Below are 14,339 nucleotides of genomic sequence, written 5' to 3'. Positions count from 1 at the left end.
TCCAAAAAAAGTGCTCCGCAGCCTGTTCTGGGCCGCGCTGACCGTCTATGGCGTCGTCGCCATCGGGTTTCTGGGCGTGCGCTACTGGGTCCTCCCGCGGGTGGATCAGTGGCGCCCTCAGATCGAAGCCTACGCCAGTCAGGCGTTGGGCGCCCGCGTTACGATCGGCGCGATCAAGGCGAACTGGCAAGGGCTCAATCCCAGGCTCGATCTCGCTGCCGTCCAGGTCTACGACGACGAGGCCGATCCGGTATTGAGCCTGCCGTCCGTGTCCGCGGTCGTGGCATGGCGCAGCCTGCTGTCGCTGTCGCCCACGCTGGTGCGGCTGCGGCTGGAAAAGCCGGAACTCACGCTGCGGCGGGACGCGTCCAATCATCTGTGGGTCGCCGGTCAGGACATCGACCTGAATGCGAGCGACCATGCCTCCGACCTCAATCATCCGGGCCTGCGCTGGCTGGCGGCGCAGCGCGAGCTGCTGGTCAGCGACGCCACGCTGCGCTGGCAGGACGAATTGCGCCAGGCGCCGGAACTGACACTGGAAGGCGTCGACTTCCTGGTGCGTAATGGCAGCCTGTCGCACCGGTTCGTGCTGCAGGCCTCCGCAGGGCCCGCGCTGGCGCATAAGCTGGAACTGCGCGGGGAATTCAACCGTGGACTGTTTGGCGTCGACGCCAAAAAGCCCGCCAACTGGAGCGGCCAGATTTTTGCGCAGGCCGACGACGTGGAGCCGCAGGCCTGGGCGCCGTGGATCGACGTGCCCGCGGTCGCCGGCCGGCTGGCGGCTCGGGCGTGGTGGCAATTGGATCATGGCAAGTTCACCGAACTTACCAGCGATGTCGCCGTGCGCGGCGTGTCCTGGATTTCGGCGCCGGACGGCCCCGCTGTCCAGAGCGGCTCGGGCCAGTTGCGCTTTTCCGTGTGGCCTGGCGATTACGTGAAGATCGAAGGCGTGCCGCTGGGGCGCAGCAAGGGCGCGCCTGACGTGGCCGTCAAGGGGGCGGTGCATCAACTGCGCGTGACGCTGCCCGGCGTCTTCGAGACGCCGACGCTACGGGCCGACGACCTGGAGCTCGATGCCCAGGTCAAGGGGCCGGATCCGGCGCATTGGTTCGTCGACGTGGCGCAGTTGCGCCTTGCCAATGAAGACCTGGAAGCACGCCTGCAAGGCCAATGGCGGCCCGAAGGCAAGACCGCGGCGGGCAGCGTTGACGTGCGCGGCACGATGGTCCGCGGGTCGATGTCGGCCATTCACCGGTATCTGCCGCTCGAGGTGAATGCGGACGCCCGTGAATGGCTGGCGACCGGCCTGCCCGCCGGGCAGATGCATTCGGCGGCCATCACGCTCAAGGGCGATCTGGACGACTTTCCGTATGGCGCACCGGGCTCGACCGGCGAGTTCGTCATCGCCGGCAACTATTCCGGCGCCAAGGTCGATTACGCGCCGGCGCGCAAACACCACAAGGGCTGGCCGATGCTGGAAAACCTGTCGGGCAGTTTTCGCATCGACAAGGTGAGCCTCGCGCTGGATAGCGCCGGCGGCGCTGTGGCCCATACCGGGCAGGGACATACCGTCACGCTGGGCAAGGTGAAAGCCGCCATTCCGAACATGGAGCACGACTCACAGCTTCGCGTCACTGGCGACACCTCCGGGCCGGTGGCGGCGTACCTGGCGCTGGCGGCGAATTCTCCGCTGGGCGAGCTGCTGGACGGGGCGCTGGACGAGGCGCACGGCACCGGCGACTGGCGCATGCCGCTCGATCTGACCGTGCCGCTGCTCAACACCGATGACACGCAAGTGGTGGGGCGCATCAAGTTCTCGGACAATTCGTTCAGCTTCATGCCCGAGATTCCGGTGCTCAGCCAGATCCACGGTGATCTGGAATTCTCGGAAAAAGGCGTGCAGACCAAGGGCATCCGCGCGCAGTTCCTGGGCGGCCCCGTCAACATCTACGGCACGCTGGCGCAAGGCACGGACGCGCTGCGTTTTGACGGCACGCTATCGGGGCCCGGCCTGTCGCAGTTGAGCCGCGCGCCGTCGATGTCGCGCTTTACCGGGCGTGCGGCGTACAAGGGCCGGCTGATCTACCTGAAGGGCGGTGCGATCGACATCTCGGCCGAGTCCGACCTGGTCGGCATGGCGATCGACATGCCCGCGCCGGCCGGCAAGCCCGCCAAGTCCGCGCAGCTGTTGAAGCTGCAATGGTCGCCGGCACAGGACCGCGGCGCGCGCGACCGGCGCTGGCTCACGGCCAGCCTGGGCGACAACGTGAATGCGCTGTTCGAGCGGGACCCGGGCGATGGCTCGTCGTCGTATTTTTCGCGCGGGGCGCTGGGCGTCGGGCGGCCAGCCAGCCTGCCGGAACGCGGGCTGAGCCTGAACGCCAGCCTGCCCGAGCTGGACATGGACGGCTGGGAAAAGGTTTCGGACGGATTCGACGAGCCGCCCGTCAAGGGCAGGCCGCCCGCCAAGCCCATCCTGCCGCAGCCCGAGCGCATCAGCCTGGCGGCCAGCGTGCTGCACGCCAGCGGTTTCACCTTCAATGACCTGACGCTGTACGCCACGCGTCCCGCGCCGGCGCGCTGGCGCGTCGAACTGGAATCGCGGCAGGCGGCGGGCACGCTGGAGTGGCGTGAGGCGCAGGGCGCCATCGCCGGCCAGATCACCGCTCGCCTGAAACATCTGTCGATCGCGGGCGAGGGAGACGCCAACCAGGCCGACAAGGCGCTGGCGTCCGGCAACGACCTGTCCGACATCCCCGCCATCGACCTGCAAGCCAACCAGTTCATGCTGTACGGCAAGAACCTGGGGGCGCTTCAGGTCACGGGCACCAATCTGGAACGCGGACGGCAGTGGCGGCTGGACAAGCTGTCCATCACCAACGATTCGGCGGCCCTGAACGCCACGGGGAGTTGGGGGCTGGAAGGTCCGAACCGCGGCCTGACCGTCGACGCGTTGCTGAAGCTGGAGAACGTCGGTGACTTCATGGGCCGGATCGGCTTCGAGAACGTGGTGTCCAACGGCAAGGGAACGATCCAGGGCAAGGCGACCTGGCGCAACCTGCCGTGGACACACAACATTGCCGACGTGGTGGGGGACGTGGTCGTCAGCCTGGACAACGGCCGCTTCATGCACGTGAATTCCCGCACCGCGCGCCTCTTGGAGTTGCTGTCGCTGCAATCGCTGCAGCGGTTGGCACGGCTGGACGTCAATCCCACCAACCTGCTGCGCGACGGCTTTCCGTTCGACACCATTCGCGGGAACGTCAAGGTGGCCGACGGCATGCTGACCACCGAAGGCTACAAGATCAACGGGCCGGTCGCGGCCATCGTCCTGGCCGGAGGCGTGAACCTCGTCAAGGAACGCTGGGACATGAAAGCGGTGGTGATTCCGAATCTGGACGCCAGCGGCGCGGCGATGGTCACCGCCCTGGCGGTCAATCCGCTGATCGGCCTGGGCGCTTTTGTCACGCAATGGCTGCTCAAGCAGCCGCTCGCCCGCGCGATGACCATGGAATACGCCGTCACAGGCAGCTGGGACGATCCCAGCATCGAGCCGATCGAAGCCGGCAAGGAACCGGCCAAGCAGACGCCGCGCCCCGCGAATGCCACGCCGCGCCGGATGCCGGAATTCATCGAACATTGAGCCGCCGCCCATGAAAAAAGCCGCCCTTGGCAAGGGCGGCTTTCTTTGGCGCGGAGGTCCCGCTTACTTCTTCTTCATCATGTCGAAGAATTCGGCGTTGGTCTTGGTGGCGCGCATCTTGTCCAGGATGAACTCCATGGACTGGACTTCGTCCATGTCGTGGATGAACTTGCGCAGCACCCACACCTTCTGCAGCAGGTCCGGGGCGATCAGCAGCTCTTCGCGGCGGGTGCCCGACTTGTTCAGGTTGATGGACGGGTAGACGCGCTTTTCTGCGAGGCGCCGCTCGAGGTGGACTTCGGAGTTGCCGGTGCCCTTGAATTCTTCATAGATGACTTCATCCATGCGGCTGCCGGTTTCGATCAGCGCGGTGCCCAGGATGGTCAGCGAGCCGCCTTCTTCCAGGTTGCGCGCCGCGCCGAAGAAACGCTTGGGGCGTTGCAGGGCGTTGGCGTCCACGCCGCCGGTCAGCACCTTGCCGGAAGCCGGCACGACGGTGTTGTAGGCACGGGCCAGACGGGTGATCGAGTCCAGCAGGATCACGACGTCCTTCTTCATTTCGACCAGGCGCTTGGCCTTTTCGATGACCATTTCGGCCACTTGCACGTGACGCGTGGCGGGTTCGTCGAAGGTCGACGCCACCACTTCACCGCGCACGGTGCGCTGCATTTCGGTCACTTCTTCCGGGCGTTCGTCGACCAGCAGGACGATCATGACCGCGTCGGGATAGTTGGTGGTAATGGCATGCGCGATGTGCTGCATCATCACCGTCTTGCCGGACTTGGGGCTGGCGACGATCAGGCCGCGCTGGCCCATGCCGATGGGGGCGAAGACGTCGAGGATCCGGCCGGTGAGGTTTTCCTCGCTCTTGATGTCGCGTTCCAGGCGGATGACGCGATTCGGATGCAGCGGCGTCAGGTTCTCGAACATGATGCGATGCTTGATCGCCTCAGGGGCCACGCCGTTGACCTTGTCCACCTTCACCAGGGCAAAGTAGCGCTCGCCATCCTTGGGGGTGCGCACTTCGCCTTCGATGGAATCGCCGGTGTGCAGATTGAAACGGCGGATCTGCGACGGAGAAATGTAGATGTCGTCGGTGCTGGCCAGATACGAGGTTTCCGGCGAACGCAGGAAACCAAAGCCGTCGGGCAGGACTTCAAGAACGCCGTCGCCGAAGATCTGCTCGCCCTGCTTGGCGCGCCGCTTCATGATGGCGAACATCAGTTCCTGCTTGCGCAGGCGGTTGGCGTTCTCGATTTCCAGGCCAGCGGCCATTTCGAGCAGCTGCGAGACGTGCAGCGCCTTCAGTTCGTTGAGGTGCATCGCGGTGAGTGTTGGGGGAAAAGTAAAGGAGGGTCTGGCGGCGCGCCACGGACGGGCTCGCGCGGTACTGAATGAGCGCCGCCTATGCGGCGGCGCCCTCGTTTACAGCACGCGATTTACAACGCGCCGTCCAGGAATGCGGTGAGTTGCGACTTCGACAGCGCGCCAACTTTGGTGGCGGCAGCTTGGCCGTCTTTAAAGAGCATAAGGGTCGGAATGCCGCGGATGCCGTACTTGGTGGCGGTACCCTGGTTCTCGTCCACGTTCAGCTTGGCGATCGTCAGACGGCCAGCGTATTCGGTGGCGACTTCTTCCAGGATCGGGGCGATCATCTTGCAGGGGCCACACCAGGCAGCCCAGTAGTCCACCAGCACCGGCTGGCCGGATTTCAACACATCGGCATCGAAGCTGGCGTCACTGACGTTCTTGATTTGGTCGCTCATGATGGTGATTCTCGGTTCGGCAGCAAAAGGCGCGTGAATACGCGCCTTGCCGTTGTTCTTGTTTGTGGAATGGACTCAAGCATACCACTGTCAATAACAACAGGCATACCACTGTTAATAACAACAGGGTTTGCAGGTTTTTGTGTAGGATGTTGCGGCGCAGCTGTCGCGGTCCGGGAAGTCAAAGCCCGGATCGGCGGTTGTGACTGTCATCATCCTACCGAAATCGGACCTGGTCAGGTCGTGCGCATCCCACCCGGAGCCGCGCAGAATCTAGGCTTATCCGTAAAATGTCGGTTTTTTTCCACAGATGTTGGGGATAACTTGGCCACTCCACGTTACAACGAGGCGTCCATCCGCGTCCTGAAGGGGCTGGAACCCGTGCGGCAGCGCCCGGGCATGTACACCCGCACCGAAAACCCCCTGCACGTCGTGCAGGAGGTCATTGATAACGCCGCAGACGAGGCCCTGGCCGGCTACGGCAAACAGATCCAGGTCACGCTGCATGCAGATGGCAGCGTGTCCGTCGAGGACGATGGCCGCGGCATTCCCGTCGGCCTGCACCCCGAAGAAAACGCGCCCGTCGTCGAACTCGTGTTCACGCGCCTGCATGCGGGCGGCAAGTTCGACAAGGCGGGCGGCGGCGCCTACGCCTTCTCGGGCGGCCTGCACGGCGTCGGCGTGTCCGTCACCAACGCGCTCGCCACCCGCCTGGAAGTCATCGTCTGGCGCGACAACGCCGTGAGCCGTCTGGTGTTCAAGGGGGGCGACGTCGCCGAACCCCTGGCGCCCTACGATCAGGGCGGCCGCAAGAAGTCCGGCACACGCGTGCGCGTCTGGCCGGACGCCAAATACTTCGACAGCCCCAATATACCGCTGGGCGAGCTGACGCATCTGCTGCGCAGCAAGGCCGTGCTGCTGCCGGGCGTGAAGGTCACGCTCGTCAACGAGAAAACCAACGACACCAAGACCTGGCAGTATCAGGACGGCCTGCGCGGCTACCTGGCCGAGGCCCTGGCGGGCGCCGAACTGATGGTGCCGTTCTTCGAAGGCGAACAGTACGCGGGCGCCGACCATGAAAACTTCGCCGAAGGCGAGGGCGCCCAATGGGTGGTGGCCTGGACTGACGACGGCAACGCGGTACGCGAGTCCTACGTCAACCTCATTCCCACGCCGGCCGGCGGCACGCATGAATCCGGCCTTCGCGAAGGTCTGTTCGGCGCGGTGAAGGGCTTTGCCGAACTGCACAGCCTGCTGCCCAAGGGCGTGAAGCTGCTTCCCGAAGACGTGTTCGCCCGCGCCAGCTTCGTGCTCTCGGCCAAGGTGCTGGATCCGCAATTCCAGGGCCAGATCAAGGAACGCCTGAACAGCCGGGACGCCGTGCGGCTGGTGGGCGGTTTTTCCAAGAGCGCGCTCGACCTCTGGCTGCACAGCAACGTCGAATACGGCAAGAAGCTCGCGGAACTGGCCATCCGGCAGGCGCAGGCGCGCCAGCGTTCGGCCCAGAAAGTCGAAAAGCGCAAGAGTTCCGGCGTGGCGGTGCTGCCCGGCAAACTGACTGACTGCGAGTCCAGCGACGCCACGCGCACTGAAGTGTTCCTGGTCGAGGGCGACTCGGCCGGCGGCTCGGCCAAGATGGGCCGCGACAAGGAATTCCAGGCCATCCTGCCGCTGCGCGGCAAGGTGCTCAATTCCTGGGAAGTCGACCGCGACCGTCTTTTTGCCAACAACGAGATCCACGACATTTCCGTGGCCATCGGCGTCGACCCTCACGGTCCCAACGACTCGCCCGACCTGTCCGGCCTGCGCTACGGCCGTATCTGCATCCTGTCGGACGCGGACGTCGACGGCTCGCACATCCAGGTGCTGCTGCTAACGCTGTTCTACCGGCATTTCCCCAAGCTCGTCGAGGCTGGCAACGTGTACGTCGCCAAGCCGCCGCTGTTCCGCCTGGATGTGCCCGCGCAGGGCAAGCGGCCCGCGCGCAAGATCTACTGTCTTGATGAAGGCGAACTTGAAGCCGCGCAGGACAAGCTGCGCAAGGAAGGCGTGCGCGAAGGCGCGTGGGCCGTCAGCCGGTTCAAGGGCCTGGGCGAAATGAACCCCGAGCAACTGTGGGAAACCACCATGAACCCGGACACGCGCCGTCTGCTGCCCGTGGGCTACGGCGACCAGACGCCCGACGACACCACCCGCATGTTCGACATGCTGATGGGCAAGGGCGAGTCCTCGCAACGCCGCGCGTGGATCGAAGAAAAGGGCAACCTGGCGGAGCTCGACATCTGATGACGCCGTCCGCGCCCGGGCAATCCCGCATGGTCGTCGACCTGACCGCCGACGACTACGCGGATTTTGCCGCCTATGTGTACAAACGGCCGGAACTTCGCCGCCGCCGCTACCGGTCTCATTTGCGCTTCGGCATCCTGATGATCGTCGCGCTGCTTGCGTACCTGATCTGGCAGACCTGGGACGGCAAGGGACCCAATTGGGGCGCGATTCTGCCGGTGTATTTCCAGGGGCTGGCGGTCGGGCTGGGCATCCTCGCGCTGCTGGCCCTGGCCTATGAATACGTGCTGCCCGGACTCGTGCGGATGAACACGCGCCGCATGCTGGCCAAGCAGCCGGACACCCTGTATCTGGGGCGGCACGAACTTGATTTCGGCCCCGACGGCGTCACCGACAGTACGGCCTCCGCCTCCGGGCAGATGGCGTGGACCGACGTGCGGCGGGTCGAAGAAACCCCCGAACATCTCTACGTCATCCTCGGCACCCTGCAGGGCGTGATCATCCCCAAGCGCGGGCAGGACGCCGCCACGCTGCAAGCCGTGCGCGCCCAGATCCGCGCGCACGTTGCCGACACCCAGCTCATGGCCCCGTCCGCCTGAGGCGCATTGACGCCGTTTCGATGAATTTGTTTACCTGAAACCATCATGACCGACAGCAATCAACCCGGCCTGTTTGACTCCAACCCGCCCGGCGGCGACGGCGACGGCGACGGCAACGCCGCCATCACGCTGGCGCGCTACGCGGAACAGGCCTATCTGGACTACGCGGTTTCCGTGGTGCGCGGCCGCGCGCTGCCCGACGTGGGCGACGGGCAGAAGCCCGTTCAGCGCCGCATCCTGTTTGCCATGCAGGCGATGGGGCTGGGCTCCGGCGCCAAGCCCGTCAAATCCGCGCGCGTCGTGGGCGACGTGCTGGGTAAATACCATCCGCATGGCGATCAGGCTGCGTACGACGCGATGGTCCGCATGGCGCAGGACTTCTCGCTGCGCTATCCCTTGATCGACGGCCAGGGCAACTTCGGTTCGCGCGACGGCGATAACGCCGCCGCCATGCGTTACACGGAAGCGCGGCTCACGCCCATTGCCAAGCTGCTGCTCGACGAGCTGGACGAGGGCACCGTCGATTTCGTGCCCAACTACGACGGCAGCCAGCAAGAGCCGCAGATGCTGCCGGCGCGGCTGCCCGTGATGCTGCTGAACGGCGCGTCGGGCATCGCGGTCGGCATGGCCACCGAGATTCCGCCGCACAACCTGCTCGAAGTCGCCCAGGCCTGCGTGGCGCTCATCAAGCAGCCGCAGTTGCCGGACGAGGAGCTGTACGCCATGATCCCCGGCCCGGACTTCGCGGGCGGCGGACAGATCATCACCCCGGCTGCCGATATCGCGCAAATCTACGGAGGGGGCCGCGGCTCGCTCAAGGTGCGCGCGCGCTGGCAGTTTGAAGAACTGGCGCGCGGCCAGTGGCAACTGGTCGTCAACGAGCTGCCCCCGGGCACGTCCGGCCAGAAGGTGCTGGAAGAAATCGAGGAAATCACCAATCCCAAGGTCAAGACGGGCAAGAAGAGCCTGACGCCCGAGCAGACGCAGGCCAAGGCCGTGATGCTGAACCTGCTGGATGCCGTGCGCGACGAATCCGGCAAGGACGCCGCGGTGCGTCTGGTCTTCGAACCCAAGACTTCGCGGGTGGACCGCGACGAGTTTGTCAACACGCTGCTGGCGCAGACCAGCATGGAAGGCAGCGCCAGCGTCAACCTGGTGTGCATCGGCACCGACGGCCGGCCGCGCCAGAAGGGCCTGCGCGACATCCTGGTCGAGTGGCTGGCGTTCCGCACCAACACCGTCGTGCGCCGCACGCGCTTCCGCCTGGATAAGGTCATCGACCGCATCCATGTGCTGGAAGGCCGCATGGTCGTCTACCTGAACGTGGACGAGGTCATCCAGACCATCCGCGAATCCGACGAGCCCCGCGCCGCCCTGATGGAACGCTTCAAGCTGTCCGAGCGCCAGGCCGAAGACATCCTGGAAATGCGCCTGCGCCAATTGGCGCGCCTGGAAGGCTTCAAGATCGAGCAGGAACTGGCCGACAAGCGCAAGGAGCAGATCTCGCTGCAGGAGCTGCTGGACAACCCCACGACGCTCAAGCGCCTGCTGATCAAGGAAATCGAAGCCGACGCCAAGCAATATGGCGACGAGCGCCGCACCCTGATCGAAACCGCCGAGCGCGCCGTGCTGGAAACCAAGGTGCTGGACGAGCCGGTCACCGTGGTCGTGTCGCAGAAGGGCTGGCTGCGCGCGCGTCAGGGCCACGGCCATGACGCTTCGCAATTCGGCTTCAAGCAGGGCGACGACCTGTACGGCGCCTTCGAATGCCGCACCACCGACACGCTGATCGCGGTCGGCGACAACGGGCGGGTCTACTCGGTGCCGGTGTCCGGGCTGCCGTCGGCGCGTGGCGACGGCCAACCGGTCACCACGATGATCGACCTGGAATCCGGCACGCGCATCGTCCATACGATCGCTGCCTCGGCCGACAGCCGCTGGCTGCTGGCCACCCGCGGCGGTTATGGCTTCGCGGCCAAGCTGTCCGACATGGTCAGCCGCCAGCGTGCAGGCAAGCAGTTCATCACGCTGGAAACGGGCGACGAACTGCTGCGTCCGGTGCCGCTGTTTGCGGGAGCCCAGCAACTGGCGCTGCTGTCGCAAAAGGGCAAGTTCCTGGTCTTCGGCCTGGACGAGGTCAAGTCGCTGTCGGGCGGCGGACGCGGCACCATCCTGATGGGACTGGACGGTGCGGACAAGCTCGACCAGACCGTGCCGATCGGCCCGAAGGGCTTGCGCGCCACCGGCATCTATCGCAACAAGATGACCGAGGACATCCTGGCGGGTGCGGACCTGGCCGTCTACGTCGGCAAGCGGGCCCGCAAGGGCCGCGCGCTGGACGTGCGGCCCAAGCAGCCGTTGCTGTCGCCGGTGCTGGGTTGACGCCTGCGCGCCACCTGACGCCGAAAACGCCCGGCGGCGCGCGCCACTTGCGCCGCCGGGTTGCCTTCCAGAGGCCCGCATGAGCATCGACCTCGCCGCCCGGCCGCGCCTTGCGCACGTCGATGCCCTGCGCGGCTTCGCGCTCTTCGGCATCCTGGTCGTCAACATCAACGTCTTCGCCTTTCCGTTCTATGGCGGAGGCGTGCCGGATCCGGTGTATTCCAGCCCCGTGGACGTGACGGTCCGCTGGCTGGTCGCCTGGTTGTTCGAAACCAAGTTCTACCTGCTGTTTTCCTTCCTGTTCGGCTACAGCTTCACGCTGCAGATGTCGGCGGCCGAGCGCGCCGACGCGGCCTTCGCGCCGCGCTTTCTGCGCCGGTTATTGGGACTGGCGGCCTTGGGCATGGCGCACGCCATCCTGTTCTACCAGGGCGACATCCTGGTGACCTACGCTTTGTTGGGCCTTGCGCTGCTGTTATGTCGGCGCATGGACCCGCGCCGGGCGCTGCGCGTTGCCCTGTGGCTGATTGCGCTGGCGTCGGCGGTGTGGGGGATTCTGGGCGCGTTGAGCTTCCTGGACCCCGTTCCGGCCGGCTACGCGCTGCAATACAAAGCCGACGCACTGGCCTCCATCGAGGCGTACCGCGGCACCGTCGGCACTACGATCGCGCAGCACATCAAGGAACTCACCGAAGCCATCTGGTTCACGGTGCTGTTCGTGCAAGGGCCGTTCGTCTTCGCCATGTTCCTGGCCGGGTACGCGTTGGGGCGGCGCAATGCGCTGGCGGATCCCTGGCGCTCGCGCCGCGCCCTGGGGCTGTTGTGCGCACTGTGCGTCCTGCCCGGACTGGCCGGCGCAGCGGCGTATGCCACCAGCGCCTTGCCGCAGGCGCGCGTGATGTGGGAATTGCCGGGCCTGGCCGTGGGCCTGTTCACCGCGCCGCTCCTGAGCCTGTCGTACGGGGCGGCGTTCCTGCTGGCGCTCGGCACGGGGCCGGGCGAGCGCCTTGGGGTCTGGCTGGCCCCGGCGGGGCGGATGGCGCTGAGCAACTACCTGATGCAATCGGTGGTCTGCGCGTTTCTTTTCACGGCGTGGGGCCTGCGGCTGTACGCCGCCGTGACGCCTCTGGCCGCGTTTCTGATTGCGGTGGCCATCTTTGCCGCCCAGTTGCCGTTGTCTGCCTGGTGGCTGCGGCATCACGCCTATGGACCCGTGGAATGGTTCCTGCGCGCGCTCACCATCGGCGCGCGCCCGCCCTGGCGGCGGGCGGGCGCAGGCTGATCAGGCGGCGCGGGGCGGAGGATCGCCGCTCGGCGGCCGTTGCGGTGGACGCCTAACCCCGCGTCTGCGCGATCGCGGCGTCGATGGCGCCGGTCAGCCGTTCCGTCAGTTGATCCAGTTCGTCGTCGGAAATGATGAAGGGCGGCGCGAGCAGGACGTGATCGCCCTGTCGTCCATCGAGGGTGCCGCCCATCGGATACACCATCAAACCCCGCCCCATCGCCTCGCGCTTGATCCGCGCATGCAGCGTCAATTCGGGATCGAAGGGCTGCTTGGTGGCGCGGTCCTGAACCAGCTCCACGCCCATGAAGAGACCCCGGCCGCGGATGTCGCCCACATGCGGGTGTTCGCCCAGCGCCGCCTGCAGACGCTGCGCCAGGCCTGCGCCCTGCACCCGCACGCGCTCAAGCAGCCCGTCGCGCCGGATCACGTCCTGCACCGCCAGCGAGGCCGCGCACGCCAGCGCGTGGCCAAGATACGTGTGGCCATGCTGGAAAAAACCGCTGCCTTGCTGCATGGCCTGCACGATGTGCTGTTGCGCCATGACTGCCCCAATCGGCTGATAGCCACCGCCCAGCCCCTTGGCGATGGTGATGAGATCCGGCGTCACGCCTTCCTGTTCGACGGCGTACAGCGTGCCGGTCCTGCCCATGCCGCACATCACTTCGTCGGCGATGAACAGCACGCCGTGGCGGTCGCAGACCTCGCGGATGCGGCGAAAGTACCCCGGCACGGCGGTCACCGCGCCAGACGTCGCGCCCACCACCGGCTCGGCCACGAATGCCATGACGGAGTCGGGGCCGAGGCGCAGGATGGCCGCGTCCAGTTCCTCTGCAAGCCGCTCGCCGTATTGTTCGGCGGTTTCGTCGCTGCGCTGGTCGCGGTAGGCATAGCACGGCGAAACGTGCTCGACCTCAATCAACAGCGGCGCGAACTGTGCGCGCCGCCAGGCATTTCCGCCGACCGCCAGCGCGCCGAGCGTATTGCCGTGATAGCTCTGCCGCCGCGCGATGATGTGGCGGCGCTGCGGCTGACCGATTTCGACGAAATATTGGCGCGCCATCTTGAGCGCCGCTTCCACCGCTTCCGACCCGCCCGACACGAAGTAGGCGTGCGAGGTGCCGGCGGGCGCGTCCGCCACCAGGCGGGCCGCCAGCTTTTCAGCGACCTCGGTGGTGAAGAAGCTGGTGTGGGCATAGGCCAGCGCGTCGATCTGCGCGTGCAGGGCCGCCTGGACGTCCGGATGATTGTGGCCCAGGCAGGACACGGCCGCGCCGCCTGAGCCGTCCAGATACGCGCGGCCCGCGCTGTCATGGATCCAGACGCCCTGGCCGCGCACGGCGACGGGGGGCGTATGGCGAAGGGAGCGATGCAGGATGTGGGTTTGGCTCATGCTGCGGGTTCCTGGGTCAGGTTGAGGGTGGCGTTGGCTCGGGCGCCTCAGCCGTGGCGGCGCGCGGGGGCGCCGGTCCAATAGACGTTGTCAGTGCGCAGGCGCTGCTCGACTTCGGCCAGCCGGTCCAGCACCGCGTCGCCGCCGAGGGCCGTCAGCCGTGCGATCAGGTGTTCGGCCAGCCCAAGCAGACCGGCGGTCGTGTGGAAGAACGAGCCCGGCCCCTGGCGCGCCGGCCTGGCTTGCACGCCATCGCGGTCGGACGGGGCGAAGCGCAGCGTGTGGCGGGCGTCTCCGGCAAGCGGTGACAGCGGGTCGTCGGTCAGCGCCACCACGGCCACGCCGCGCCGCGCGGCCTGGCGCGCCAGATCCACGGTGGCGGCGGGGTAGGGGGCCTGCGAGATGACGATCAGCGCATCGCCCGCGCCCAGGTTGTCGATCTGCTCGGCCGGCGCGCCGCCCAGCCCGTCGATCAGGACACTGTTGCGCCGCACGAGCTGATAGGCGTAGCGCATCTGGAACGCGATGCCGAAGGCCGAGCGCGTGCCCAGGAAACCGACCTGATGCGCGTCCAAAAGGGTTTGCACGGTGGCGTCGAACGTTGCGGGCGGGTTCAGTGCGCAGACCGAGGAAATGGCCTGGACCTGATACCCGGTCAATGCATCGTGGCCGGGTTCGGCGGACGCACCCGCCGCAGCCTGCAGGGCAGCCGCGCGGTCGCGCAGGCCCGGCTCGCCCTGTGCCGCCAGCGCCTGCTGGAACGGCTGGCGGAAATCCTCGTAGCTGCCATAGCCCAATGCGCGAGCCAGGCGCAACATCGTGGCGGGCGCCACGCCGAGCGTCTGCGCCTGCCGGCGCATCGACCAGAGTCCCACCTGCGCGGGATTCGCCACGACCCAGCGCGCCGCCCGCTGCAATTCGGGCGGCAGTTGTTCCAGCTTTGCCTGGAGGGTGGCGAGCAGGGAAACGGGCAAGGACATGTTGGCAG

At 66.5% G+C, this 14,339-nt stretch carries 9 protein-coding genes; 5 read left to right on the top strand and 4 right to left on the bottom strand.

Annotated features, from left to right (window positions below):
• Positions 1–10: 10 nt before the first annotated feature.
• Positions 11–3,643 carry a YhdP family protein gene (locus KW836_RS27510; RefSeq protein WP_218345292.1) on the top strand — a complete coding sequence of 1,211 codons (3,633 nt, stop codon included), beginning with the start codon at positions 11–13 and terminating at the stop codon, positions 3,641–3,643.
• Between the two features lie 63 nt (positions 3,644–3,706).
• Here KW836_RS27510 and rho read toward each other — a convergent pair whose 3' ends face one another.
• Together rho and trxA are read right to left on the bottom strand one after the other, a co-directional pair.
• Complete coding sequence (rho, locus tag KW836_RS27505) at positions 3,707–4,966, bottom strand: transcription termination factor Rho (protein WP_043541410.1); 1,260 nt, start codon at positions 4,964–4,966, stop codon at positions 3,707–3,709.
• A gap of 116 nt (positions 4,967–5,082) precedes the next feature.
• Entirely contained in the window at positions 5,083–5,409 is a 327-nt protein-coding gene (gene trxA, locus KW836_RS27500; protein ID WP_006218534.1) for a thioredoxin TrxA, read from the bottom strand.
• Positions 5,410–5,733: 324 nt separating this feature from the next.
• Between trxA and parE the strand changes: the two genes are divergently transcribed.
• The 4 genes from parE (at position 5,734) to KW836_RS27480 (ending at position 11,958) form a co-directional block, all read left to right on the top strand.
• Positions 5,734–7,695 (top strand): DNA topoisomerase IV subunit B, encoded by a 1,962-nt coding sequence (parE, locus tag KW836_RS27495; RefSeq protein ID WP_191577059.1) that lies wholly within the window; start codon positions 5,734–5,736, stop codon positions 7,693–7,695.
• On the top strand, positions 7,695–8,294 hold the full coding sequence (locus KW836_RS27490) for a YcxB family protein (protein WP_218345291.1): 600 nt from the start codon (positions 7,695–7,697) through the stop codon (positions 8,292–8,294). Before parE ends, KW836_RS27490 begins: the two co-directional genes overlap by 1 nt.
• 45 nt (positions 8,295–8,339) lie before the next feature.
• Positions 8,340–10,676 carry a DNA topoisomerase IV subunit A gene (gene parC / locus KW836_RS27485; RefSeq protein ID WP_218345290.1) on the top strand — a complete coding sequence of 779 codons (2,337 nt, stop codon included), beginning with the start codon at positions 8,340–8,342 and terminating at the stop codon, positions 10,674–10,676.
• A 79-nt stretch (positions 10,677–10,755) separates the two neighbouring features.
• Positions 10,756–11,958 carry a DUF418 domain-containing protein gene (locus KW836_RS27480; protein ID WP_218345289.1) on the top strand — a complete coding sequence of 401 codons (1,203 nt, stop codon included), beginning with the start codon at positions 10,756–10,758 and terminating at the stop codon, positions 11,956–11,958.
• A gap of 52 nt (positions 11,959–12,010) precedes the next feature.
• On the opposite strand, the gene KW836_RS27475 is transcribed toward KW836_RS27480, so the two are convergent.
• Positions 12,011–13,351, bottom strand: coding sequence for an aspartate aminotransferase family protein (locus tag KW836_RS27475; RefSeq protein WP_218345288.1), 1,341 nt, complete (start codon positions 13,349–13,351; stop codon positions 12,011–12,013).
• 47 nt (positions 13,352–13,398) lie between these two features.
• Entirely contained in the window at positions 13,399–14,331 is a 933-nt protein-coding gene (locus KW836_RS27470) for a MurR/RpiR family transcriptional regulator (protein WP_218345287.1), read from the bottom strand.
• Positions 14,332–14,339: the final 8 nt, after the last annotated feature.

Origin of the sequence: Achromobacter sp. ACM05 (genome assembly GCF_019218915.1) — a bacterium.
Classification (GTDB): Bacteria; Pseudomonadota; Gammaproteobacteria; order Burkholderiales; family Burkholderiaceae_B; genus Achromobacter; species Achromobacter animicus.
Note: the sequence above shows the minus strand (reverse complement) of the source record. Positions and strands in the feature narration are given on the sequence as shown.